The 26,340-nt window shown below is 50.0% G+C and carries 19 protein-coding genes; 10 read left to right on the forward strand and 9 right to left on the reverse strand.

The genetic code is table 11. The features are described 5' to 3' along the window. Window positions 1-92: 92 nt before the first annotated feature. Window positions 93-1,154 carry a protease SohB gene (gene sohB, locus IFO68_RS07420; RefSeq protein ID WP_192015299.1) on the forward strand — a complete coding sequence of 354 codons (1,062 nt, stop codon included), beginning with the start codon at window positions 93-95 and terminating at the stop codon, window positions 1,152-1,154. Window positions 1,155-1,666: 512 nt separating this feature from the next. Next, window positions 1,667-4,303, forward strand: a complete 2,637-nt coding sequence (gene topA, locus IFO68_RS07425; protein WP_192015300.1) for a type I DNA topoisomerase — start codon at window positions 1,667-1,669, stop codon at window positions 4,301-4,303. A gap of 26 nt (window positions 4,304-4,329) precedes the next feature. On the opposite strand, the gene IFO68_RS07430 is transcribed toward topA, so the two are convergent. Together IFO68_RS07430 and IFO68_RS07435 are read right to left on the reverse strand one after the other, a co-directional pair. Beyond that, entirely contained in the window at window positions 4,330-5,334 is a 1,005-nt protein-coding gene (locus IFO68_RS07430; RefSeq protein WP_192015301.1) for a DMT family transporter, read from the reverse strand. 344 nt (window positions 5,335-5,678) lie between these two features. Then, window positions 5,679-6,890, reverse strand: a complete 1,212-nt coding sequence (locus tag IFO68_RS07435; protein ID WP_192015381.1) for an MFS transporter — start codon at window positions 6,888-6,890, stop codon at window positions 5,679-5,681. Window positions 6,891-6,982: 92 nt separating this feature from the next. Here IFO68_RS07435 and IFO68_RS07440 point away from each other — a divergent pair, with 92 nt between their 5' ends. Further along, window positions 6,983-8,713 carry an SgrR family transcriptional regulator gene (locus IFO68_RS07440; RefSeq protein ID WP_192015302.1) on the forward strand — a complete coding sequence of 577 codons (1,731 nt, stop codon included), beginning with the start codon at window positions 6,983-6,985 and terminating at the stop codon, window positions 8,711-8,713. On the opposite strand, the gene miaE is transcribed toward IFO68_RS07440, so the two are convergent. Beyond that, window positions 8,700-9,491: a tRNA isopentenyl-2-thiomethyl-A-37 hydroxylase MiaE gene (miaE, locus tag IFO68_RS07445; protein ID WP_192015303.1), complete on the reverse strand. Its 792-nt coding sequence runs from the start codon at window positions 9,489-9,491 to the stop codon at window positions 8,700-8,702. The genes IFO68_RS07440 and miaE overlap by 14 nt on opposite strands. A 260-nt stretch (window positions 9,492-9,751) precedes the next feature. Here miaE and IFO68_RS07450 point away from each other — a divergent pair, with 260 nt between their 5' ends. The 3 genes from IFO68_RS07450 to IFO68_RS07460 are packed head-to-tail and all read left to right on the forward strand — an operon-like array spanning window position 9,752 to window position 12,952. Beyond that, complete coding sequence (locus IFO68_RS07450; RefSeq protein WP_192015304.1) at window positions 9,752-10,765, forward strand: ABC transporter substrate-binding protein; 1,014 nt, start codon at window positions 9,752-9,754, stop codon at window positions 10,763-10,765. Window positions 10,766-10,824: 59 nt separating this feature from the next. After that, a complete protein-coding gene (locus IFO68_RS07455; RefSeq protein ID WP_192015305.1) occupies window positions 10,825-11,724 on the forward strand; it encodes an ABC transporter permease in 900 nt (299 codons plus the stop codon). Further along, window positions 11,717-12,952 carry a quaternary amine ABC transporter ATP-binding protein gene (locus IFO68_RS07460; RefSeq protein ID WP_192015306.1) on the forward strand — a complete coding sequence of 412 codons (1,236 nt, stop codon included), beginning with the start codon at window positions 11,717-11,719 and terminating at the stop codon, window positions 12,950-12,952. Before IFO68_RS07455 ends, IFO68_RS07460 begins: the two co-directional genes overlap by 8 nt. Window positions 12,953-13,055: 103 nt before the next feature. Here IFO68_RS07460 and IFO68_RS07465 read toward each other — a convergent pair whose 3' ends face one another. Next, complete coding sequence (locus IFO68_RS07465; protein ID WP_027253385.1) at window positions 13,056-13,817, reverse strand: hypothetical protein; 762 nt, start codon at window positions 13,815-13,817, stop codon at window positions 13,056-13,058. 313 nt (window positions 13,818-14,130) lie between these two features. Between IFO68_RS07465 and cysB the strand changes: the two genes are divergently transcribed. From cysB to IFO68_RS07480, 3 genes are all read left to right on the forward strand, one after another. Next, entirely contained in the window at window positions 14,131-15,105 is a 975-nt protein-coding gene (gene cysB, locus IFO68_RS07470; protein ID WP_192015307.1) for an HTH-type transcriptional regulator CysB, read from the forward strand. 134 nt (window positions 15,106-15,239) lie between these two features. Beyond that, window positions 15,240-16,442 carry a methyltransferase gene (locus IFO68_RS07475; protein ID WP_192015308.1) on the forward strand — a complete coding sequence of 401 codons (1,203 nt, stop codon included), beginning with the start codon at window positions 15,240-15,242 and terminating at the stop codon, window positions 16,440-16,442. Next, the gene (locus IFO68_RS07480; protein ID WP_192015309.1) at window positions 16,442-17,170 is read left to right on the forward strand and encodes a sulfite exporter TauE/SafE family protein; all 729 of its coding nucleotides are present in this window, start codon (window positions 16,442-16,444) and stop codon (window positions 17,168-17,170) included. Before IFO68_RS07475 ends, IFO68_RS07480 begins: the two co-directional genes overlap by 1 nt. 55 nt (window positions 17,171-17,225) lie before the next feature. Here the strand turns inward: IFO68_RS07480 and IFO68_RS07485 are convergent, their stop codons facing one another. Both IFO68_RS07485 and tyrP read right to left on the reverse strand, forming a co-directional pair. After that, window positions 17,226-19,190, reverse strand: a complete 1,965-nt coding sequence (locus IFO68_RS07485) for a putative bifunctional diguanylate cyclase/phosphodiesterase (RefSeq protein ID WP_192015310.1) — start codon at window positions 19,188-19,190, stop codon at window positions 17,226-17,228. A gap of 314 nt (window positions 19,191-19,504) precedes the next feature. Beyond that, window positions 19,505-20,710, reverse strand: a complete 1,206-nt coding sequence (gene tyrP / locus IFO68_RS07490) for a tyrosine transporter TyrP (RefSeq protein ID WP_192015311.1) — start codon at window positions 20,708-20,710, stop codon at window positions 19,505-19,507. 456 nt (window positions 20,711-21,166) lie between these two features. Between tyrP and IFO68_RS07495 the strand changes: the two genes are divergently transcribed. Next, the gene (locus IFO68_RS07495) at window positions 21,167-22,399 is read left to right on the forward strand and encodes a CinA family nicotinamide mononucleotide deamidase-related protein (RefSeq protein WP_192015312.1); all 1,233 of its coding nucleotides are present in this window, start codon (window positions 21,167-21,169) and stop codon (window positions 22,397-22,399) included. A 96-nt stretch (window positions 22,400-22,495) separates the two neighbouring features. Here IFO68_RS07495 and IFO68_RS07500 read toward each other — a convergent pair whose 3' ends face one another. The 3 genes from IFO68_RS07500 to nrdA are packed head-to-tail and all read right to left on the reverse strand — an operon-like array spanning window position 22,496 to window position 26,234. Further along, window positions 22,496-22,783, reverse strand: coding sequence for a 2Fe-2S iron-sulfur cluster-binding protein (locus tag IFO68_RS07500; RefSeq protein WP_192015313.1), 288 nt, complete (start codon window positions 22,781-22,783; stop codon window positions 22,496-22,498). Beyond that, window positions 22,780-23,913, reverse strand: coding sequence for a class Ia ribonucleoside-diphosphate reductase subunit beta (nrdB, locus tag IFO68_RS07505; RefSeq protein ID WP_027253377.1), 1,134 nt, complete (start codon window positions 23,911-23,913; stop codon window positions 22,780-22,782). The genes IFO68_RS07500 and nrdB overlap by 4 nt, the downstream gene beginning before the upstream one ends. Window positions 23,914-23,966: 53 nt before the next feature. Further along, window positions 23,967-26,234 (reverse strand): class 1a ribonucleoside-diphosphate reductase subunit alpha, encoded by a 2,268-nt coding sequence (gene nrdA / locus IFO68_RS07510; protein ID WP_192015314.1) that lies wholly within the window; start codon window positions 26,232-26,234, stop codon window positions 23,967-23,969. Between the last annotated feature and the right edge of the window lie 106 nt (window positions 26,235-26,340).

A 26,340-nucleotide genomic window follows, 5' to 3' on the forward strand; every position in this document is an offset into this window, starting at 1 on the left:
GCGCAAAATGTAAACCTGAAACGTTAACAAGCCTAGAGGCTTGATTGGATTGGTATTACAATCAGGTAAAACCAGAACATGAGGAAATACTCTTGGATTTTTTGTTTGATTACGGACTTTTTCTGGCCAAGATAATCACAGTCGTGGTTGCTGTCGTCAGTATTTTGGTCATTGTGAAAAGCGTAGGTGGTCGCCAGGGGACGCGAAAAGGGTCGTTGGAAATTACCGATTTGTCTGAACGCTATAAAGAAACCGTTCATCATTTAGAGTCTCACCTGTTCGATAAGCCTTTGCTCAAAGCCAGGGAGAAGGCGGAAAAGAAAGCCGAGAAAGAAAAAGGTAAAGCCCGCCAAAGTGAAATTAAAGCAGCGGCAAAATCGGGCGAGTTGTCAGCGACCCGTGAACCACGACTGTTTGTGCTGGACTTTCACGGCAGTATTGATGCCAAAGAAGTGGCCGGATTACGCGAAGAAATTTCGGCTATTCTGGCCGTGGCTGCTGACGGCGATGAAGTTCTCCTGCGGCTGGAAACCGGCGGCGGTATGGTGCATGGCTATGGTCTGGCATCTTCGCAGCTTGATCGCCTTAAACAGGCGGGTATTAAGCTGACCATCGCAGTAGATAAAGTCGCTGCCAGTGGCGGTTATATGATGGCCTGTGTTGCTGATCAGATTATCTCTGCGCCGTTTGCTGTAGTGGGGTCAATTGGTGTTATTGCCCAGTTGCCTAATTTCAGCAAGGTATTGAAAAAGAATGATATTGAGTTCGAACAAATCACAGCTGGTGAGTTTAAACGTACCCTGACTATGTTTGGTGAAAACACAGATAAGGCACGTGAGAAGTTTCAAAGCGAAATTGAAGCGACCCATGGTTTGTTTAAGGATTTTATTGCAGAACATCGTCCGTCTCTGGATCTGGAAACGGTGGCTACCGGAGAGCACTGGTTCGGTAAGCAAGCGATTACGCTGGGTCTGGTCGACAGTATTGGGACCAGTGACGACTTTATTATGAAGGCGTGTAAAGACCGTGAAGTCTTGCAGGTGCATTATGTTCAGCGTAAGAAACTGGCTGAGCGTCTGGCCGGAGCGGGCAGTGAAGCCGCCGACAGTTTGCTGCTGAAATGGATTAGCCGGGGACAGCGGCCGATTATGTAAATAGTAAAGATATAACCCGCCAGCAGGCGGGTTATATCTTTCTGGCTGAAGTAATAACAACAGATTAATGTTTTTATATTTTTGGCATGTTGTCCGTTGTATTAAATAATGTGAGTGAATATTACGCCTTTGAATCGTTTTATTGGTTGTAAAATAATCACAACGGGTCGTTTTGTAGTAAGAAAACGGATATTTCTGTGAGCTGACACAAATAAACAGGGCTGAAAATAGTCAAAGTTCCGTCGAGGTGGTAATGATCTGCGCCCTGTCTGAATACTGGCTCAGAGAGATGAAAAATGGGGGCTGATCGGATAATACAGCGACACTTAACACAGTGTTTACATATGCAGAAGGGTCGAGCAATTAGCCTGAATTTCTTAAAAACAGGTTGACCTTCTTGTATAGTAGCCCAATATTGTAATAGCGTTGCCGTGCGTACACTGTCACTTTTAGCGTGCAACTATATGTTTTTATTTGAAAATTTCGCGAGCACGAGGACGTAATAGAGTCATATGGGTAAATCTCTTGTTATTGTGGAGTCCCCGGCCAAGGCAAAAACGATTAATAAGTACCTTGGTAAGGATTTCATCGTAAAGTCCAGCGTTGGTCATGTTCGAGACCTGTCTACTGGTGGTAGCAGTACGGGTAAAAAAGCGACTGCACCGTCTACGAAAGGTCTGAGCGCTGAAGAGAAAGCACAGATCAAAAAAGAAAAAGAGCATACAGCGCTGATCAATAAAATGGGTGTTAACCCATATAAAGATTGGGAAGCGCATTATGCTGTGCTGCCCGGAAAAGAGAAAGTCGTCCAGGAATTGCAAAAGCTGGCTGAGAATGCAGATTATGTCTATCTGGCAACCGATTTGGATCGCGAGGGAGAAGCTATTGCGTGGCACCTTCGTGAGCTCATCGGTGGTGATGAAGAACGCTATAAACGTGTTGTTTTTAATGAAATTACCAAAAATGCGATTCAGCAGGCTTTCGAACATCCGGGTGAACTGAATATTGATGGTGTGAATGCGCAGCAGGCACGCCGTTTCCTTGATCGTGTTGTTGGCTTCATGGTTTCCCCTCTGTTGTGGAAAAAAGTCGCCCGGGGTCTGTCTGCCGGCCGAGTTCAGTCGGTAGCAGTAAAGCTGATTGTTGAGCGAGAGCGTGAGATCAAAGCATTTGTTCCGGAAGAGTTCTGGGATGTTCACGCCAATACAGTAACCGGTGGCAAAGATGCATTGCGTCTGATGGTAGCCCAGCAGGCGGGCAAGGCATTTCGACCGGTCAACAAAGCGGACACAGATGCGGCAGTTTCTTTGCTGGAAAAAGCCGCCTATAAAGTGGCTGAGCGGGAAGATAAACCGACCAGCAGTAAACCTTCTGCACCTTACATCACATCAACGCTGCAACAAGCGGCCAGTACCCGTTTAGGGTATGGTGTAAAACGCACTATGGGTCTGGCTCAGCGTTTGTACGAAGCGGGTTATATCACCTATATGCGTACTGACTCGACTAACTTGTCCAAAGAAGCGGTCGAGGCTGTGCGTGGCTATATTGCCTCTGAATATGGTGAAAATTACCTGCCTGCCAACCCTGTGGTGTACGGCAGCAAGGGCAATGCACAAGAAGCGCACGAGGCGATTCGTCCATCAAGTGTCGATATCCAGCCAGCTGATCTGGAAGGTATGGATCAGGATGCCGTCAAACTGTATGACCTGATCTGGCGCCAGTTTGTGGCTTGTCAGATGACAGCGGCTCAGTATGACTCCAGCACCATTACCGTGCAGGCCGATAACTTCACACTGAAAGCCAAAGGCCGGACATTACGTTTTGCCGGTTGGACCAAAGTGCAGCGTCCGTCTGGCAAGAATGAAGATACGACTCTGCCGACCGTTCAGGTGGGTGATGTTCTGACGCTGGACAGTTTAGAACCTAAGCAGCACTTCACTAAACCGCCTGCGCGCTTCACAGAAGCGGCACTGGTTAAAGAGTTGGAAAAGCGCGGTATTGGCCGTCCTTCGACTTATGCATCGATCATTTCTACTATTCAGGATCGTGGCTATGTCAAAGTGGATCAGCGTCGATTCTATGCGGAAAAAATGGGTGAAATAGTTTCCGATCGTTTGGAAGACAGTTTTTCAGATCTGATGGACTACGATTTCACCGCCCGCATGGAAGGCAATCTGGATAAGATTGCAGAAGGACAGGCAAACTGGAAATCGGTGCTCGACAAATTCTTCAGTGATTTTACCGATGAACTGGTCAAAGCCGAGCAGGATGAAGATGAAGGCGGAATGAAGCCGAACAAAATCGTTCTGACCGATATTGAGTGTCCGACCTGCTCCCGTCCTATGGGGATCCGTACCGCCTCTACCGGGGTTTTCCTGGGTTGCTCGGGTTATGCTCTGCCTCCGAAGGAGCGCTGTAAGACCACCATTAACCTGGGTGATGAAGAAGGCGTGGTGAACGTGCTGGAAGAGGACGTGGAAACCGCTGCTTTACGGGCTAAGAAACGTTGTTCTAAGTGTGGTACAGCGATGGATGCCTATCTCATCGACCAAAGCCGTAAACTGCATGTCTGTGGTAATAACCCGGGCTGTGATGGCTTTGAGGTTGAAAAAGGTGAATTCAAACTCAAAGGCTATGAAGGTCCTGTGGTTGAGTGCGATAAATGCGGCTCAGACATGGAACTGAAAAATGGTCGTTTCGGCAAATATATGGGCTGTACCAATGAAGCCTGTAAGAACACGCGGAAAATTCTGAAAAACGGTGAGGTAGCGCCACCAAAAGAAGATCCGGTTCTTTTGCCTGAGCTGCCTTGTACTCAGGATCCGGATGCGTATTTTGTGTTGCGTGATGGTGCATCAGGTCTGTTCCTGGCGGCCAGCACCTTCCCTAAATCCCGTGAGACCCGTGCACCTCTGGTGGAAGAACTGGTTCGCTTTAAAGACAGATTGTCACCTAAGTTTCAGTATCTGACTGAGGCGCCGACCGAAGATCCGGATGGCCTGAAGACAGTGGTTCGTTTTAGCCGCAAGACTAAAGAGAACTATGTCCGCTCAGAAGTAGACGGTAAACCAACCGGTTATACCGCACTCTACGATGCCGGAAAATGGCTCATTACCGATAAGCGCAAAAACGCCAAAAAAGAGAAATAATGAAAAACCGCCGCAAGGCGGTTTTTTTATGCTTCCGTTTTGGTTTTGGCTGGTGAGGTGGCTTTGTCCTGCCCGCTCAGGTTCTCTTCGGCTGATGATGTCAGCTGTGTTCGATCAGCCTTAGGCTTGCGGTTGACCTGAATCACAGCGAACACGACCAGCGTTATCCCGAGCAGGTGATAGATTGTAAATGACTCATCAAGTATGGTGATCGCGAAGACTGCTGTCATGGCCGGGCCGATATTGCTGGTCAGGCTGACTGCCGAAGGGGTCAGGCGCGCCATCGCGGCTGCAATCAGATAGGACGGCAAGACAGTGCAGAAAAATCCCAGTGCAATGCCCAGCAAGGCCAAATCCAGTGAGATAGTGCTTAGCTGCGCCCCTGACCACTGAAAATGCAGCAGAATGACAATCCCGGCACTGGTCATGCCGAGACTGGTAAATAACTGGCTGCCAAGCTGACTGATCACCCGTTTGCTCAGCACCAGGTAAGTGGCAAAAATCATGGCTGACAGAAGCGCGTACAGGCTGCCGAGCCAGATATCATCACCCAGATGCTGAATATCATGCGCGACAATCAGCGCAATACCCAGATACCCCAGCAGGATGGAAAGGAAAGTCCCCGCTTTGGGCGTTTCTTTTAAAACCAGCATGCTGATCAGAACCACGAACGACGGATACATAAATAGCAGTAACCGCTCAAGCTGCGCAGAAATGCTCTCCAGCGCCAGAATGTCGAACAGTGAAGCAAAGTAATAGCCCAGTATCCCAATCAGCATAGCCTGCCAGCCATAGCGCAGGGTTTTTTGTCGCTGCCCGGAACCGCGAAGCAGCCAGCAAAGTATCAACAGATAAAAAGGCAGAGAACTGGCTGCTCTGAGGCTCATGATGGTGACAGCATCACCGCCGAGCTGATAGGCAATTTTGATCAGCACAGGTTTTAATGAGAAAAAGACTGTCCCGATAAGTGCGTAGATAATACCTTGTTTATCAACCGACAGGGTGGAGCCTGGTGCCAGGTCTTGTTCCATTACTCACTTCCTTTTTGTGTTTGAGAACAGGCTGTGAGGCATGGAGGCTGGCTGCATGACTCACAGCCGGGCAGGGGAATTGCTACCGACTGAGGGGTATCCGGGTGAGAAGCCAGCGCAGCAGCAAAATGATATTCATGATGGGTACCTAGGTATCAGTGAGTATTTAAGCTACCGAAGTTTGCATAGCCACACAAGCGATCGGGAAAGATCAGATGAATATGCCAGTTGTTGATGTTCACGGCTGAGAATCTGTGGTGAATCAGCACTACGGCTGCTCCGGGTTTGCCCCGAAGCCAGCCAGTATTTGAGTACCAGTATTTGAGTATTAGTTAATTGAGTATTTATAGAGTGTGACGGACACGGGTCAGGCAAAGCAGCAGCGCAGTGATGAACTGAATGATACCGCACAGCAAGAACAGGCTTTCTGTTCCCAGTGTCACCACCAGATAACCGGATGCCGCCAGACCAAAAGGCATGCCGAGTTTGAACAGTGAGCCGGTGATTCCAGCGACGCGTCCGAGCAGTGTGTCGCTGAAGGCTTCCTGCCGGTAACTCCAGATACAGATAGAACTCATCAAACCTATACTGCTGATCAAAAAGAAGGACAGGGCTAACACCGGCGCACTGGGCAGCAGGGCCGGCAGGGCAAATCCCACGGATTCAAAGGCGATGGAAAGAATCAGCAGCAATCCCAGACCGATACGTTTTCTGATCTTATCGGCGACTAATCCGCCCAGAATACCGCCGATCCCCGATGCAGCAATCAGATAACTGACTTCCAGGTTGGTCATCATGAGCGTGGCTTTGGCAAAGTATATCGCCTGGACATGAAACACAGCCCCTGTGGTGTTAATGACCACAACGGCGACGGTGATCAGGCACATGGTCTTATCTGCACTCAGCGCCTGCCAGCCTTCTTTGAGTGCAGTGAGGACAGGCGGATGAGTCACAGGGGCTGCTGGTGTAAATGGCATTCGGTGAAGTTGCACAAATGCAATCAGGTAGAGAACGATGAGCAGCAGGAACACCTGATGGATTGCCGCCATCAGTAGTAGCACACCGGACAGTACCGGCCCGACGGTCTCAAGAAAGCTGTACATGGTGCTGAAACGTGCGGTTGCCGTATTTTGCAATGCTTGCGGCAGCGCTGTTTTCATCATGCCAAGCCGCGCATTGTGGTAGCCGTAATCGAAAGCCATCATCATGAAAGCGGCCGGAAAGAGTGCCCAGAGTGGCTCTGCCAGCCATTCTACGGCGGTATAAGCAATGAGCAAGCAAAGACACTGGCCAATCAGCATGGCCTGTGACCAGTGCTTGCGGTTCACACGGTCGACCCAAACCCCGATGAACAGTGCCAGCAACAGATTCGGTAAATACTCTACAGCGCGCATCCAGCCCATCCATTCGGACGATGCTGTCAGCTCATACACGAGCAGTGGCAGCGCCAGACTGTAAATTTTGGCGCCGAAGGCAGCAAAAAAGGCACTGGAGAGCAGAATGAGAAACTTCGGCTCTTGCCAAATGCCCGTTTGGGGTTGGGTGACGGTTGTCATCATAAATTCCTTTTCACATCATAGAGATTTACGATTATCCGTGATAAAAGTGGAAGAAAAAGTGTAAACAATAACAAGGGATTTCACCTTTTATGCGCTATTGGCGAGCATTAATGTATTTCAGGGAAGAACTGGCGGTCGGACAAGCCCGGTCAATCTCACTCGACACTTTGGCGCAGAGACTCGCCTGTACCCGGCGCAATGCTCAGATTGTGATTAAGAAGCTGGTTGAGGAAGGCTGGATAAGCTGGCAGCCGGGTGTCGGTCGCGGTAACTTACCGACAATTTGTCTGAAAAAACCGGTTGATTCGGTTCTTAAGCAGGAAGCATTGTCGCTGCTGGCTCAGCATCAGGTGGAGCGTGCCACAGCCTTAGTGCCCGAGCCACAAAGGCAGGGGTTGCTGGCAGAGTATCTGGCAGGTTGCCGTCGTTCGGATAACCGTTCGGGTAACCGTGCGATACCGCAGCAGGAACAAAGCGATGTGCTGCGTATCCCGTTTTATCGAGGGATTCATGATCTGGATGCCGTGCAGCTCTCCCGGCGGACCGAAGTGCATCTCGGCAGCTACCTTTATGCCGGTTTGCTGCAACGGGATCCTGATTCAGGGCGGATTCACGGCGACTTAGCCGCACACTGGGAGCGTGATGGCTGCGACTGGCATATCACACTCAGAAAAGGACTGACGTTTCATGACGGTTCGCCCCTGGATGCTTTAGCGGTGCAAGCCCATTTTGCCCGTTTGCAAGCGTCTGACAGCAGTAACCGCAGGCTGTTCGAATGTATTGAGGAGGTTGTGGTGCTTGCGCCGCTGCGCCTGAAACTGACCACGAATGCCACCGCTGGCTTCATACCGACCCTGTTAACACAAAAGGCGGCAGGTATCTCGAAAGTGTCCCGCGACGGGCGGATTCTTGGCGCCGGTGCTTTTCGTCTTGATGAGCACACTGAGTGGCTGACCCGGCTGAGTGCATTTGACCAATACCATGGTTATCGGCCCTGGCTCGATGCCGTGGAGATCTGGAACATTGGTGATCAGGCCATGGATTTTGAGGTCAGCAGTGATGTGGTTCATCCCTGGCTGGTGCCGGGACAGACAGCGCCGTTTTCGCAGCTCGAAGGCTGGGAAAAAGGGTGTGAGTATGCGCTGCTGAATGAAAATCGTGCTGGCTGGATGGCGGTGTCGGCACACAGGCAGCGATTATCCGCTTTTGTTCGTCAGATGCCGCTGCCTGCTGCTATGGTACCGGCAGATTACCGTGTTGCGAAAGGCATGTTGCAATCTGATCTGTCCTGTCACCACACCGGGGTGGCTGTGGATTTCTCAGACCTGGCAGTGCCTGACGCTCCGCTCTCTGTGCTGACCTATCAGTTGCGGGATCATATTGCCCTGGCTGAGCAACTGGCAGCGGCACTCAATGCCGCCGGTATTCCAGCGACTTGCTGTGTGGAAACATTTCCGGATTTTAACCGGACAGAGCGGCTGGCTCAGGCGGATCTCATTATTTCCGGTGAAGTGTTTGGCGAAGATGCGGAACTGAGCTGGATGGAATGGCTCAAAGCGAGCACTGCGCTGGCCGTATGCCTGCAGCCTCAGCAGCAGACACGGTTGCGGCGAGAATTAGAAACCGTCTTTCTGTCTGACAATCTGGCTGAGCGGCTGGACAAATTTCAGGAGATCGAACAATGGCTGGTGGACATCGGCATCTATCGTCCCTTGTGGCAAAACCGCCAGCAGCTCAATGTCCGAAGTCATCTCAATGGGGTATCACTGCTGGCGAATGGCTGGATTGATTTCAGCCGTGTGGTATTCAGCTCACCATAGCGGTGGCCGGAATGCCGCTGTGGAAGCGGAAATCTTGATCCGGGGTGTTGATGAGTCCGGCTTCGCGCTGGCCAATGTGCAGAATTCGGTCACTGATATCCTTACCGGCAATTTGCTCGGCCAGATTCAGGTAATCCTGATAATGACGGGCTTCAGAGCGCAGTAACGAGATGTAAAACTTCTTGAGTTCATCATCAAGAAACGGCGCCAGTCTGGCGAAACGCTCGCAGGAGCGAGCTTCAATGTAAGCGCCAACAATCAGTTTATCGATCAAGGTGGCGGGTTCATGAGTACGCACGGCTTTCATCAGCCCGCGGGCATAGTTGCCGGCACTCAGGTTTGAGTAAGCGATGCCGCGCTTGTCCATGATTTCAAGTACCTGTTCAAAGTGGTGGAATTCTTCTTTGATCAGGCGAACCATCCTATCAATCAGATCCTGGCCGTAAGGACAATCCGCCCTTGCTGTCAGTTCAGCACTCAGGCCATTCTTTCTGCCGTGGAAGGCGTCTTTTTGGCGTGATCTGCCATAGACGAAATCTTCGTACGGTTTGGCCCAGTCAAGCAGTGCCTGGCCGCTTTTCTCATCCACGGCGTATTTGCGGATCAGGAAAATAGCGGTCTGGCTGGCTTTCAGCTCACAGTTACAGTGATCAACCAGCAAGGCATTGAGGTTTTCCGGTTTGCGTGCCTCCTCAAGCCAGCTCTCTGGGGTTTCGCAATGCAGAAACCGGCGGACGGGAAGAAGTAGCTCGTTGATCATGCTCTGAGTGTCTGTCATGGATGGGTCTTATTGCTGAGTTGAACAGGGGAAAGAGAACCGGCGGATTATAACAAAGCTCTTTCTGAGCGGCCAGAGAATGACGGATATTGGCTCACCGGAAGAAACTAAGAAAAAAATGAACCACTTAGCTTTAAAAAATAGGGCTGTATCATCGTTATTCCATTTTGGTGTGTTTATACTGAAAACGTATGTGTCGATGGCTGGTGAAGGAGGTCTGCCGGTTATTGACATCCAGATACATCAGAAAAGGACTTTATATGCACTTACCCCGGATTGCCCCCTGGTTACTGGCCGCTGTGACTTTACCTTTGAGTGTTAATGCGCAGGCTGAACAAGCGTGCGGGCATGTCACCATTGCCGACATGAACTGGAATTCCGCCACCTTTATTGCCCATTTGGATCAGTTTATTTTACAGCAAGGATACGGCTGTGACGCCGAGCTTGTTCCCGGCGACAGCATTCCTACCACAACGTCCATGATTGAAAAAAGTGAGCCGGATATTGCCCCTGAAATGTGGAGCAATACCATGCGCGAAGCACTGGATAAAGGTGTTAAGGAAGGTCGGTTGCGCTATGCCGGTGTGACGTTATCTGACGGGGGTGAAGAAGGCTTTTGGGTGCCGGCCTACATGGTGGACAAAGAGCCAAGCCTGAAAACTCTGGCTGGGGTGAAAGCCAATGCCGGTTTGTTTAAGCATCCTGAAGACCCGGATAAATCCGCCATGATGGGCTGTCCTGCTGGCTGGACCTGCCAGATCACTTCTGAGCATTTGTTTGACGCACTCAAATTGGGCGATTCAGGTTTTGAGCTGGTGGATCCCGGTTCAGGCGCTGGTCTGGCGGCATCCATTGCAAAAGCCTATGAGCGGCAGGAGCCTTGGTTTGGTTACTACTGGGCGCCCACCGCGGTTCTGGGCAAGTACGAGATGGTGAAAGTAGACTTCGGCACAGGGGTAGATGCCGAGCATTATAAGGCTTGTATTACTCAGGCTGACTGTCTGGACCCCAAACCGACCATGTATCCGCCGTCACCGGTTGATACTGTGGTGACTGAGAGTTTTGCGGCACGAGCGCCTGACGCGCTGGCCTATTTATCAAAGCGCGCCTTTACCAATCCGCAAATGAACCGCATGCTGGCCTGGATGGAAGACAACCAGGCCGACGGTGAAATCGCTGCAGAGCACTTTCTCGCAGATAATGAGTCACTGTGGAGCCAGTGGGTAACGCCGGAAGCGTTACCGCGCATTAAGCAAGCCCTGGCGGCTCGCTGAACCAGCCAGACCCGGTAGCTGCCGGGTCTGTTCATTTTACCGATCTACGGCACCCCGATATGTCTGAACTCTCCTGGATTACCGATTTCCCCCAACTTGACCGTTATCAACTGCTCGCGATTCGTAAAACCCTCGATGGCGCATATCGTACGTTTTCACGTGAGTACGGCGACAGTATTGAATCTTTTTTTGACCCGCTGCTCTCTATGCTGATTGGCTTTGAAAAGCTGCTGCTGAACACCCCCTGGTGGCTGATGATTGCCATATTAGCCGGACTGGCTTTTTATGCCAGCCGTTCCTGGAAGCTGGTATGCGGTGTGGTGGTTGCTTTTGTGTTCATTGGTCTTTTCGGTATGTGGGAAGATACTATGCGTACTATGAGCATCATTATTGCTTCCACCCTGCTGGCGATAGTACTGGGTTTACCGATAGGGATTCTGATGGCCCGTTCAGACAGGGCACAAAGTGTGATCACCCCGCTGCTGGATGTGATGCAAACCATGCCGGCGTTTGTGTACCTGATCCCGGTTGTGATGCTGTTGGGCATAGGCAAAATACCGGGCCTGATTGCTGTGGTGATTTATGCGATCCCCCCTGTGATCCGCCTGACTAATCTGGGTATCCGGCTGGTGGACAAAGAAGTGCTCGAAGCGGCAGAAGCGTATGGCGCGAGCGGCTGGCAACGGTTGACTGGTGTGCAGTTACCGCTGGCGATGCCGACTATCATGGCGGGGATTAATCAGACCATTATGATGGCGCTGGCCATGGTGGTGATAGCGTCCATGATTGGCGTAAAAGGCTTGGGGCAGCCTGTTCTTAAATCGATTACCAACCAGTATTTTACGCTGGGTCTGCTCAACGGGCTGGCCATAGTGGCGCTGGCTATCATTTTTGATCGTATCTCTCAAAGCTATGCCCGGCGCACTCAGCAACATCTTTCGGGGCGAAAACATGACTGATTCAATCCACACGCAAGACACAGGCACCACGCCGCTCATCCGTGTGCGCGATTTGTACAAGGTGTTCGGCCCCCAATCTGAGCGGGTACTGAAACAGGTGCATGCCGGAAAATCGAAATCTGCCATTCTGGCGGAAACCGGGCATACGGTCGGCCTGAACAAGATTAACCTGTCGATATGCCAGGGCGAGATATTTGTCGTGATGGGTTTGTCCGGTTCAGGCAAGTCGACCTTGATCCGGCATTTTAATCGTCTTATTGAGCCGTCTGCCGGCCAGGTGGAAATTGACGGGGTGGATGTCACTGCTTTGAGTGCTTCTGCATTGCAGGCATTCCGGCGACAGCGGATGGCAATGGTCTTTCAGCGTTTTGCCTTACTGCCTCACCGGACTGTGTTGCAAAACATTGGCTATGGCCTGCAAATACAAGGCGTTGATAACAGTGAGTGGCGGGAAAAAGCCAGCTACTGGCTGGAGACTGTGGGGCTGGCAGGCTATGGCGAACACTATCCATCGAGCTTGTCCGGCGGGCAGCAGCAGCGGGTTGGACTGGCGAGGGCACTTTGCACCGATGCCGATATACTGCTGATGGATGAGGCCTTTTCGGCACTGGACCCGCTGATTCGCAGCGAGATGCAGGAGCAGCTGATAGCCCTGCAGTCCAAACTCGGTAAGACCATCATCTTTATTACACACGATCTGGACGAAGCACTGCGGCTGGGAGACAGGATCGCGATTTTGTGCGACGGTGAGCTGATTCAGCAGGGCCGGCCTGTGGATATTTTGCTGCACCCCATTGACGATTATGTCGAAGCCTTTGTTAAAGATGTGAATCGGTCCAGAGTGCTGAAAGTCGAGGCTGTCATGTCGCCGGGCGCGCACTGTGTTGGGTTATGTTCGGTATCTGAGGCGAACCGCTACATGGAGCAGCATAGCCTGAACGAAGTTTATGTACTGAATGAGCAGCAGCGGTATCTGGGCGTGCTGACCCGTCACAGTATTGAAAAGGCCATGACTGACGATCCGGATGGACAGTTAGAAGAATCGGCCTTGCTGCCGGTGCCTGCGATTTCGCGTCACCAGCTGCTAGAGCAGGTGTTGCCCGTCACCCTGGAGGCAGATGTCGCTTTGCCTGTGCTGGGAGAGCAGGGGGAAGTGTGCGGCCGTCTATCACGTTCCACACTGGCCAAAGTGCTCAGTGAACATCATGTCCTAAATCCCACGTCGTAATCACCACGTCGTAATCACAATGTCGGCTAATTAATTGTTCGGTACAGCCCAAACGAATCAGGCCGCTTAAAAGCGGCCTGATTGGATTAGCAATGTGCTGTCTTTACCATTTCTTTTTCGGCTGGAACAGGATATCCAGTTCGTCCTGTTCTTTTTCCAGCATTTCCTGGCGCTGTTTCGCATTGCTCTGATTCTGCGAGCTGTCAATTTCATCCAGCATGGCCTGCAATTTTTCGCGGGCCTGGTTAGCATAATTGTGATTTTTGGTCGCCAGCGCATCCAGCCCTTTTCTTAACAGCTGTTTGGCAGTACCAATCTGGCGTTTCATGCGGGCATCGTTGGCACGTTTAACAACGTTTTCAATGTTGATACGCAGCTGTAACCCTTCCAGACGCGCATTCTCAGCAACGAATGCCTGGGTGCCCAGACGGCCTTTGCTGTGTTCGCTTTTAACTACCTGTTTCAGGCGTTTAACCAACTGCAGCATAGCAATAGCCTGACGGTCTGTGGTGGGTACTTTAAAGCCAGACATTTCGTTAGGAGTGTAATTTTGCTGCAGCTGATGAATCTGCTCCCGGACGTTGTTAATACGCTGGGGCATAGAGCGATCTTTTTGATCAACCTCGAACATGCTTTCCAGGGCTGACAGAATGCGTTGATTCAGACAGACCAGTAGTTCTTTGCTGTAAGGCAAATGATGAGCATGACCTATCAGATCTTCACTGGAGTCGATGATGGCAATGTGCTTGGCCAATTCCTGCTGCTTCTGGCTCTCCAGCTGCTGCCGGTACTGAATGATAACGTTATAACCCACAACCAGGACTAACAACAGGCCGATAAGACCGACCACTAAAGGTATACTCATAAAACTCGATCAGATAATCCACAGACAAATGAAGCCATAAGATACACCATCTGATCATGAGGTCATAGCATAGGGTAGAATTTTGCTCATAGCCTCACATTCGCAGTGCGCACATTTTTACATTGGGAGAGGCCGCCGGTGACCTGTCGCTAACGCCGGGCCAGTATAGATTTCCACCTGTTGTCAAATTATGGTGGTCAGAACCCTTGTGTTGCTGTACATGTGCATTTTAGACACTATGATACTGTATATAACATAGTGAAATAGATAGTCGCATTGTTAGAATGTAACGGACTATATTTGGGGCGGGAAAATGAAACTACAACAATTACGCTATATCGTTGAGGTGGTAAACCATAATCTCAATGTGTCCTCAACGGCTGAAAATCTGTATACCTCTCAACCGGGCATCAGCAAGCAGGTACGTTTACTTGAGGATGAGCTCGGCATTCAAATTTTCGAGCGTAGCGGTAAGCACCTGACCAAAGTGACGCCAGCGGGTGAGAACATTGTCCGTATTGCTCGTGATATTCTTTCGCGAGTAGAAAGCATTAAATCGGTTGCCGGCGAGTATACGCACCCGGAAATGGGCACACTGCATATCGCGACGACACACACACAGGCGCGTTATGCGTTACCGAATGTGATTCAGGGCTTTATTGAACGTTACCCGAAAGTTTCATTACACATGCACCAGGGAACACCTTCCCAGATAGCGGATGCGGTTTCCAAGGGCACCACTGTCTTTGCCATAGCAACGGAAGCACTGCATTTATATCAGGACATGATTATGTTGCCGTGCTATCACTGGAATCGCTCAATTGTGGTGCGCTCGGATCATCCCTTGGCCCAGAAGAAAGATATTACGATTCACGATCTGGCGGCTTATCCCTTAGTGACTTACGTATTTGGTTTTACCGGGCGTTCTGAACTGGATAATGCGTTTAACCGCTCCGGGCTAACACCGCGTATTGTGTTTACGGCGACAGATGCTGATGTGATCAAGACCTATGTGCGTCTGGGAATTGGCGTCGGTGTGATGGCGAGCATGGCGATTGATCCTGAGACGGATCATGATCTGGTTGCCATTGATGCCAGCCACATTTTTGAAGCCAGTACGACGACCATTGGCTTTAAGAAAGGCACCTTCCTGCGTACCTATATGTACGATTTCATGGAGCGCTTCGCCCCGCATCTGACCCGGAACGTGGTTGATCAGGCATTAGCACTCAAGAGTAATGATGAAATAGAAGCCATGTTTGCCAGTATTAAACTGCCGGTGCGCTGAGTTATTAAAGCCCTGCAGTAATCAATAAGCCGCATTCTGCGGCTTTTTTGTACTCTCTTCACTATTCACTGCTTTTGCGACCTGATATGAGATAAAATACGGCCCTTTAGTTAATTAGCGTATCAGGGGCGTCAATGTCTGCCTATTCAGACACATTTTGTCAGTTGGATGCCTTGCTCACTCAGGAACGAGCATACTGGCAGTTTATGCCTTTCGCCTGCCACGAATATCCTTGGCAGCACAGTATGCCTGCGCTGTCGGACTGGCTGGATTCTCTGTCCGATCAGGATGTGGCGAACTTATTGGAAGACACTGCTGCGCTCATTGGTGAATTAGCGGTTTTTCTCCCAGTTCTGCCTGAAATGCATCAACTTGCCAATATTCCTGTACTGCCTCCAGTCTCAGAGATTTCGCCGCGTCTGCCCCGAGGATTAGATGTCGGGATTCCGGGCCGGAAATGGCAGCAGGTGCTGGCATTCAATGCAGTACTGCCTTCGCACAAGCTTCCCTGGCTGGAATGGTGTGCCGGGAAAGGATATTTAGGGCGCGTGCTTGCAGCATGTCATAACACCCGGGTCACCAGCCTTGAATGGCAACGCAGTTTGACTGAAGACGGTCAGTCTGCAGCGAACCAGTTAGGGTTGCCAATGACCTTCGTTCAGGCGGATGCTTTTGCACCGGAAAGCGCCAGTGTGATACGACCAAATCAGCATGCGGTGGCTTTACATGCCTGCGGCGATCTGCACGTCAGTTTGCTGGAGCGGGTGGCTGCAAAGCGCACAGCGGCAGTCAGTATCTCACCTTGCTGCTACCACCTGATCCGTCATGATGCGTATCAACCATTGTCGGCACCGGCAATAAAGAGTGAGCTGAGATTGTCAAAGCACGATCTGAGAATGCCGTTGCAGGAAACCGTCACAGCCGGACAACGGGTGAAACAGCAGCGATTTGTCGAAGTCAGTTACCGTCTGGGCTTTAATGCTTTGCAGAAACATCTGACCCACAATGACGCTTATTTGCCTGTCCCCAACGTACAGAAAGCCCTTTTAAAGAATGGTTTTGCTGATTTTTGTCTGTGGGCCGCTCAGCAAAAAGGATTGCAACTGCCGGAGGACATTGATTATGCGCACTGGCAGCAAAAGGGAGAAGCCTGCTTTCGGAAGGTAGAGCGCATGGAACTGGTTCGTCAGGCTTTTCGCCGACCCCTTGAAATGTGGTTGGTTTTTGACAGGGCACTGTTTATGGAAGATGCCGGATATCAGGTGTCTGTAGGCACATTTTGTGATAAACCCATCACACCAAGAAATATTCTTATTCACGCACAATTGGAGAAATAATGGAGACAAGCACGCTGATTTTCTGTGCGCTGGCTTTATCGGCTGGTTGTTTTGTTCAAAGTACCGTTGGCTTTGGCATGGCCATTGTGGCGGCGCCGATTGTGTATTTTTATGAACCACGTTTTGTTCCGGGTGTGGTGACATTTGTTGGTCTGATACTGGCGCTGATTAATATGTGGCAGTACCGGCGAATGATTTCATTTACCGGAATGAGCGCGGCGTTTGTGGGGCGTGTGCCTGGCACCATAGTTGCCGGCTGGATCTTGGTATACATCAGTGCTGAGCATCTGGCTCTGATACTGGGCGTAGGTGTGTTACTGGCGGTTCTGATCAGTTTATCTAAGGTTCGTTTCAAACCTACCCCGAAAGCCTTGTTTGTGGCTGGTTTTACGTCGGGCCTGATGGGGACGACAACCAGTATTGGTGGCCCACCTATGGCTTTAGTGCTGCAGCATGCGGAAGCCGGAAAATTAAGGGCAAATCTGGCTGTGTATTTTGTTTTCAGCTGTGTTTTATCGCTGGTTGCCCTTTCGGCAACGGGCCACTTCAGTCTGTGGCACCTGAAATACGCATTGATTGTGCTGCCCGCACCGATATTGACTACCTTGTTAGCATATAAGGTTCAGCATTTAATCAAAACTGAATGGGTCAGATATGCCTTGCTGGTGCTGTGTACTTTTGCCGGCATGGCGGCCATGTGGCAGGGACTCAGCCCTATGTGGACGTAACATTACAGAGGCCGCTGAGAGCAGCGGCCTCTGATGTTGGATGGGGTAGGTGTGGTTAGCTGGCTTTGGGGATGATGTTGAACAGATTAAATTGTCGCTGTTCCAGCTCATGGGCGGGCATGGGTTTGCCCAGATAGTATCCCTGACAATAGTCAAACTCGCATTGCTGGATATATTCCAGCTGTTCAGGCGTCTCAACACCCTCGGCGACCAGTTTCAGGTTCAGCTTGTCGCAGATTGCACAGGTCGCTTCCACAATGGCCCGGCTGCTCTGGTTATTGGCCTGCACGAAGCTCTGATCTAATTTCACCATAGTGATGGGCAGGTTCTGCAACTGAGAGAGTGACGAATAACCGGTACCAAAATCGTCCAGGTGAAGTTCAATGCCCAGTTCTGCCAAATCGACGAGGCATTGCTTGGCGTCATCATACTCCTGCAACATGGCAGACTCAGTGAGCTCTAATGCCAGTTGGCTGGCGTTAATGTCGTAGTGTTCGAGTAATGTTCCGATATAAGTTGCGAGACTGGCATGGAGCTGGGCCCGGGACAGATTCACACTGACAGTAAAACGCTTACCATAGGTTTTATTCCAGTGTGAAAGCTGCATACAAGCTTGTTTCAGCGTCCATTTTCCTAGCGGCACTATCTGGCCGGTTTCTTCAGCAAGCGGAATAAATTCAGACGGTGCCACCTGGCCGAGATCTTCATCATACCAGCGAATTAATGCTTCGAATCCACCTAACCGATTGTTTTTTAAATCGACTATGGGCTGGTAATACAGTTCAAAGGCTTCAGCATCCATGGCTAGCGTCAGGTGATGGCGCAATGTCATTTTACGGTATAAATCTTCAGCCATCTCAGGAGAGAAATGATGGCAGCGATTACGCCCCCTCAGTTTGGCGCGGTGCATTGCCATGTCGGCCTGAGTGATGAGGGTTTCAATTTTCTTTGCGTCATTGGGGAAGCTGGCCATCCCGATACTGCAGCCAATGGATAACTCACCTACCTCTTTCAGGTGAAAAGGCTTATTGAGATTGGTAATGAGTTTTCGCGCAAACTGGGCCGGATCTTCAACCTGGCGGTGGTCAATCTGGATGATGAATTCATCTCCGCCAAAACGGGCCAGTAAGCCATTGAATTTTACAATTTCGCTGAGTCGAATAGCGATAGCCCGCAACATCTTATCGCCGATGGCATGACCATAGGTGTCATTGATGAGCTTAAACCCGTCCACATCAAGAAACAGCAAGGTATAAGGCTGAGACGAATGCTGAGAGGCGTGGATAGCAGTAATCATGCCCCTGCGGTTCAGCAGGCCGGTCAGGTAGTCGTGTTCTGATTGGTATTTCGCTTGTTTTAACTGCTCTTTTTCCTGGCTGATATTGACCAGACTGAGTAAGAGCTGTTGTTTGTCAGCCAGCCACTTGCCATCAATGCTAAACCAGTCGTAGTTTCGGCCTGTCCAGCACAGCTTTCTGTGGTTTACCACTTGTCCTTCACTGGCATCATGCAACCATTTCTCTGCCAATTTGATGTCGCCGACAAAAGTTGCGAGGCTGTCCAGCTGTTCACCAAAAGCGTGAATGAAGGCGCGATTGGCACTCAGCAGCTGCCCTTCAGAAGAAAAAAGCAGGGCAAGATTTGAGCCATCAGAAAATGCCAGTTCTCGTCTCAGGCTGGCTTCCTCAGAAATAACATGAACCAGCATGGCGATTCTGCCATCTTCGCTCGGAATACCAGAAAAATGACACAATGCATTTTTCACTTTGCTCTTTGGGCTGTAGCTCCACCAAAGCTTTAGCGACTCACCGCGTTTGAACATTTGTAAATAGTCATTCAGGGTTGCTTCTACCGCGTCGGACATATCCTGTCCCAGGTCCCGTGATCTAAGCTCGCTCAGGCTCTCTGCCTCCCAAAGGGGAAGTGCAGCAGAATTCGCCCAGATAATGGCTTTGTTTTCAATGTCGAAAACCCATACCGGGGATTGCAGATATTCAAAGGTCGTAAAGAATTGGCTCATACCAGATAAAGGAATGACTTTAAAGGGGCAATGCCTCAACGATAGCCTAAATTGCCTGTGGCATACATGCGACAGGGTGTAAAGCGTGATCTTGATTCAGGAAGTGCGTGTTGCGTAAATGTAAATTAATGATAAATAAGTACAAATAGTGAACTAGGAGTGGGTCTTTTGGCTCGGTAGTGCACTGTACAAGTGATGAGTTAACTTCTGAGAAAGGGCTTAGCTAAACAGCTAAGCCCAGAGTTATTCTTACTCTACAAGTAAATGCACACTCACTTTTCATTATGAAACTCAGTGTGCATTTTTATGGTGTTTTACCCGACGGCAGGAATAAGTCCGGCCATCTGGAGGAACTGTGCTGTGATGATCAGCACACCTGCTCCGGTAGCCATTATGAGAGCAGGTTTGCCGCCGCTGACCTGGTACTCACCGATTGTCTGTCGTTGTCCTCGTTGAACGTGCACCATGGCCACTGGCAGAAAGATAGCCAGAATGACGAGCGCAATCGCCGCATAACCCAGCGCCATAATAAAGCCTTGAGGATAAAACAGAGCAAAGCACAGCGGTGGTACGAAGGTAAACAGAGCCGTTTGTACTCTGCCGGATTTTGAATTTTTCTGATTTAAGGTATCAGACAGGAAGTCAAACAAGCCCAGGCTTACCCCGAGGAAAGAGGTCGCCAGCGCAAGGTCTGCAAAGACAGAGACGGAATTACTGACCATAGGGCTTTTTAGCAGCGTGCTCAGTGCGGCAATAAAGCTGCCCAGGCTGGAATTGGCGATCAGATCAGACTGGCTGAGAATGCCCTGGCTGGCGACTTGCCACAGCAGATAAATGACTAAAGGCACAGAGGCACCCACTATCATCACCTTGCGCAGCGCTTTCATGTCTATGCCCACATAGCGGACGATAGAAGGAATGCTGCCGTGGAAGCCAAATGAGGTAAACACCACTGGTAGTGCCGAGATGAGCAGACCTTTTTCGACTGGCATATCAACCAGGTGTTGCCCCTGAATATGCGGCAATAACAGGCTTAGCATAATAACCAGCGCAATAATTTTCAGCGTGAACAGGATACGGTTTACCAAATCTACCGAGTGTGTCCCGACCGATACCACAGTGGCAATCAGTAAAGTGAACAACACTGTGCCAGCCTGAGGCATGACATCGAGTCCAAACCAGCCGGATAACTTGTCATTTAACTGGGCACCGCCACCGGCAATATAAGCCGCGCACAATGCGTAAAACAGAAACATCATCGCAATGTTGGCGACAACTTGTCCTTTTGTACCCAGCAGCTCTTTTGCCAGCGAGTGGAGAGTGGCTGAAGGATCAGCATGTTGATGGACTTCCAGCATAAGCAGCGCTGTGTATACCATCAGCGCCCAGATACCGACCATTGTTAGTGTGGCGGTTGTAAAACCCAATCCGGCCGATGCCAGCGGCAGAGCCAGCATCCCTGCGCCAATGGTTGTTCCGGCAATAATTAAAGTACTGCCGAAGGTTTTGTTCATGCTCATCGAGTAAAAACTCCCTGTATTTTTATTGGTTTAATTAATGGGAGAGGGGGGCGGTAAGGCTGATTCTCTCCGAAGAAAAAATATAGCCACAATGGTGCACTGGGTTGGAAGGAATTGATATGTTCAGGTTTCTTTACAACACGCTCGACCACTGCGGCCGACGATAATAGAATTTCATGGCAAACTTACTCATAACATTTGTACAACAATTAGTGTTTTTGTCTGTAAATTGCACTTATTGGCAGGCGTAATTTACTGCCGTCACTTTAAATGCAGAAAAATGACCTGTCAACTTTTGTTTATTTTTGTGTAAATTCAAGTTTACAACATGAGTGATTGTGCAGTGCGTGTAATGCATTGCACCGGAGGGGGTTTTCAATTATCAGTGCTTAAGATTCTCTCGTGGTTGACTAAGTGTTACAGTGAAGTGCCAACTGAATAAATAAGAGGAACAACATGTTGCAAGTTGTCATGATAAGTACCGGTGAAGAAGTCCTGCATGGAGATATCGTTGATACCAATGCTGCATGGCTGTCCCGTTTGTTTTTTCAGAACGGCTTCGCGTTGTCGCGACGCACTACGGTCGGCGATCAGCTTGAAAGTCTGGCATCGGAAATAGAACAGTGCAGCCTGACGGCTGATATCGTTATTGTAAATGGTGGTCTGGGACCGACCACCGATGATTTGACAGCCCAGGCTGCAGCCATTGCAGCAGGAGCCGGTTTAGAGCAGTCGGAATTCTGGGTTGAGCAAATGATCGAGAAGTATCGGACTCTGGGGCGGGACATGCCGCAGGCAAACCTGAAGCAAGCCATGTTGCCAGAGGGAGCAGACGTACTGGATAACCCGGTTGGCACCGCATGCGGCTTCATGATGAAGCTGAACCGTGCGCATTTGTTCTTCACCCCGGGTGTACCCAGCGAATTTAAAGTCATGGTAGAAGACGAGATTCTGCCCAGGCTGAAATCGCTGCACCCGGATGTCGCAAGTCTTGAGTGTCACCGGCTGTACAGTTTCGGATTATCAGAGTCAGGCATCAACGATACTTTGGCTTCCCTGTCCTTACCGCCGTTATTCCAGCTGGGTTACCGCTCTTACTTGCCTTTTATTGAAGTGAAGTTGTTTGCACCTAAAGATGATACTCAGGCCGCTGCTGTGTTAGCGCAAATTCAGACGCGTCTGGGTGAGAACATTGTCGGTGCCGGTGAAACCTTGCTGGATACCATAGGTACGCATTTCTCCAAAGCCCCTCTTACATTAACGGTGGCAGAGCAGTTTACCGGCGGTGATGTACTTAACTGGCTGCAGGATAATCCGGCAACCCAGACCGCATTAAGTCAGGGATGGTTGCTGACAACTCAGGTCGATCCCTCTTTGAGCGACGCAGAACCTATGGGGGCCTCTTTAGCGATGGCCGCCGCCGCCCGGCAGCAAACTGGCTCTGATCTGGCACTGGTTTGTGGCCCGCTGTATGACAACAGTATTGCGATTGCCCTGTCTACACCAAATGGCGATTGGGCGCAGCACGTGCGTACCAGGCGACAGTATGCCAATAAGCCTCATCGTAAAATGGTTGCGACTTTGATGCTGGATATGTTGCGCCGGTGGCAAACGGGTCAGACTGTGATTGGCCAGTATGAATCGTTCGAGAGACTGAGCGAGTTGTTTTTACCGGCCGAGCCGAACTGATCTCAGGACGGGACACAAGAAACTAAAAAGCCAGCCTGGCAATCCAGGCTGGCTTTTTATGACAGAGGCATGAGCTGTGTTCAGCGCTGAGGTGGGTTACTCGTTAACCGCAGATTGAGAGAGTTGGACCTGATAATCAAACTCCAGACTCAAATCTGAGGTGGGTACTGACCGGCAGGCAAGTATTTCTCCCGGTGCGACAAAGGCCATCGCCTCGCGCTGATCCACCTGGCCTGCTATCAGTTTGCACCGGCAGGCCCCACACATTCCATTGCGGCACTGGTACTCAGGCTGTAAACCTGCACGTTCCAGTTGGACTAATAAGGGTTCATCGTTATTACCATAAACCTGCTGTCCGTTAACCGTAATGGTCAATCGGCTCATAGTTCAAAGTCACCCAGATCGTCAGCACTGACGTCGTTATCAATCTGACCAACCAGATAAGAACTGATTTCCGCTTCCTGTGGTGCAACCTGTACGTTGTCAGAGGACAGCCAGGCGTTAATCCATGGAATTGGGTTTTGAGTGGCGCCAGGGTAGGCGGGTTTCAGGCCAACTGCTGTCATACGCAGGTTGGTGATGTATTCAACGTACTGGCAAAGAATGTCTTTGTTCAGGCCGATCATAGACCCATCTTTGAACAGGTACTCCGCCCATTCTTTTTCCTGCTCAGCGGCATCTTTAAAGATGTCGAAGCTCTGCTGTTCACACTCACGGGCAATGTCAGCCATCTCAGGATCATCCTGACCGGTACGCATCAGGTTAAGGATATGCTGAGTGCCTGTCAGGTGCAGGGCTTCATCACGAGCGATCAGCTTGATGATTTTGGCGTTGCCTTCCATCAGCTCACGTTCAGCGAAGGCGAAAGAGCAGGCAAAGCTGACGTAGAAACGGATAGCTTCCAGCGCGTTGACCGACATCATGCACAGGTACAGTTTTTTCTTTAACTCGTGCAGGCTGACCACAACGGTTTCCCCGTTGACCACATGCTCGCCTTCACCCATACGGTGATAATCGCTGGTGTCCTGGATCAGTTCGTCGTAGTAACGGGAAATATCCGCCGCGCGTTTAATAATGTGCTCATTTTCAACGATATCGTTAAATACCACAGCAGGATCGTTAACGATATTGCGGATAATGTGCGTGTAGGAACGCGAATGGATGGTCTCTGAGAATGACCAGGTTTCAATCCAGGTTTCCAGTTCAGGAATAGAAACCAGTGGCAGCAGGGCAACGTTTGGGCTGCGTCCCTGAATGGAATCCAGCAGGGTTTGGTATTTCAGGTTACTGATGAAAATGTGGCGTTCATGCTCAGGCAGATTGTTGAAGTTAATGCGATCACTGGATACATCAACTTCTTCCGGACGCCAGAAGAAAGATAATTGTTTTTCAATCAGTTTTTCGAAAATCTCGAACTTTTGCTGGTCGTAACGTGCAACGTTAACCGGCTGACCAAAGAACATAGGTTCATGCAGCGGGTTGTTGTTAGTTTTACAGAAAGTACTGTATGCCATTGTGTCCTCAGCATCAAAGGGGAGCCGAAGCTCCCATTTGTTTTTGTTAGTTATTAAATCTTGCAGCTGGTGCAGTCGTCTGCAGCGACATCGCCCTGCGCATCAGAAGCACCATCGCGGGTGTTGTGATAATACAGAGTTTTAACGCCGAGTTTATACGCTGTCAGCAGGTCTTTGAGCAAGAGTTTCATTGGCACTTTGCCACCTGGCTGAATGCTCGGGTCGTAGTTGGTATTAGCGGAAATCGCCTGATCGACGAACTTCTGCATGATACCGACCAGTTGCAGGTAGCCATCATTGCTGCCAATGTTCCAAAGCAACTCATAGTTGTCTTTGTACTTATTGTATTCAGGAACCACCTGCTTCAGGATGCCATCTTTAGACGCTTTGATGGAGACGAAACCACGAGGTGGCTCAATACCATTTGTCGCGTTAGAAATCTGAGAGGATGTCTCAGACGGCATAAGAGCAGACAGCGTCGAGTTACGCAGGCCGTGAGTCATGATTTCCTGACGCAGCGCATCCCAGTCATAACGCAGTTCCTGACCACAGATTTTGTCCAAATCTTTCTTATAGGTATCAATGGGCAGGATACCTTTCGAATAGGTGGTTTCATTGAACGCCGGGCAAGCGCCGCGCTCTTTGGCCAGGCCAACAGAAGCTTTCAGCAGGTAGTACTGAATGGCCTCAAACGCCTGGTGAGTCAGGTTGTTCGCACTGCCGTCTGAATAACGCACACCGTGTTTTGCCAGATAGTAAGCAAAATTGATCACACCAACACCCAGAGTACGACGGTTCATGGTCGCACGACGAGCTGCAGGCAGCGGATAATCCTGGTAGTCCAGCAGGGCATCCAAAGCGCGGACAGTCAGCTCAGCCATTTCCTCCAGCTCATCCAGATTCTCGATAGCACCCAGGTTGAACGCAGACAGAGTACACAGCGCGATTTCACCGTTTTCATCTTCTACGTTGCTCAGCGGTTTGGTTGGCAGCGCGATTTCCAGGCACAGGTTAGACTGGCGAATTGGCGCAACAGCCGGGTCAAACGGGCTGTGAGTATTACAGTGGTCAACGTTCTGGATATAAATACGACCAGTAGACGCACGCTCTTGCATCAGCAGAGAGAACAGATCGATGGCTTTTACTGTTTGCTTTTTGATGCTGTTGTCTTGCTCATACTTCACATACAGGCGTTCAAACTCTTCCTGATCGGCAAAGAATGCATCATATAACCCAGGTACATCCGACGGTGAGAACAGAGAAATGGTCTCGCCTTTGATCAGACGGGTATACATCAGTTTGTTGATTTGAACACCGTAATCCATGTGGCGGACACGGTTTTCTTCAACACCACGGTTGTTTTTCAGTACCAGCAGAGATTCAACTTCGCGGTGCCAGATTGGGTAGAACAGTGTGGCAGCGCCACCACGAACGCCGCCCTGAGAACAGCATTTTACCGCAGTCTGGAAATACTTGTAGAACGGAATACAGCCGGTATGGAAAGCTTCGCCGCCACGGATTTCAGAGCCCAGGGCACGAATACGACCTGCGTTGATACCGATGCCCGCACGCTGGGAAACGTAGCGAACAATCGCGCTGGCGGTTGCATTGATAGAATCCAGGCTGTCATCACATTCAATCAGTACACATGAGCTGAACTGACGGGTTGGCGTGCGCACACCAGACATAATAGGTGTAGGCAGGGAAACCTTAAACAGGGACACAGCATCATAAAAGCGCTTGATGTAGTCCAGACGCGTATCTTTCGGATACTTACTGAACAAACACGCTGCAATCATAATGTACAGGAACTGGGCACTTTCGTAGATTTCACCGCTGACACGATTCTGGACAAGGTACTTACCTTCTAACTGCTTCACTGCAGCATACGAGAAGTTCATGTCGCGCCAGTGATCGATATAGTCATCCATCACTGCCATTTCTTCGGCAGAATAATCTTCGAGCAGATGCTTGTCGTACTTACCCTTGTCGACCATTTTACTGACATGGTCGAGCAGTGTAGGTGGCTCGAACTGACCATACGCTTTTTTACGCAGATGGAAGATAGCAAGGCGGGCAGCCAGATACTGGTAATCTGGCGACTCTTCCGAAATCAAGTCAGCAGCTGCTTTAATGATGGTCTCATGAATATCTTCTGTTTTGATACCATCGTAGAACTGGATATGAGATTTCAGCTCAACCTGCGACACTGACACATTTTCCAGACCTTCAGCGGCCCAGGTAATGACACGGTGGATCTTGTCCAGATCGATGCGTTCTTTGCGTCCATCACGCTTGGTTACAGTTAGCTGTTGATTCATTTTTAATCGTTTTCCCAGTTTTCCCTGATCTATAGTGCTTTTTTGCAATTTTATTAAAAAAGTAAAAGAAGATTGTGATCTTCGTTACACTTAAAATGATAGACCA

It is taken from the genome of Photobacterium arenosum, from assembly GCF_014841115.1.
Taxonomy (GTDB): Bacteria; Pseudomonadota; Gammaproteobacteria; order Enterobacterales; family Vibrionaceae; genus Photobacterium; species Photobacterium arenosum.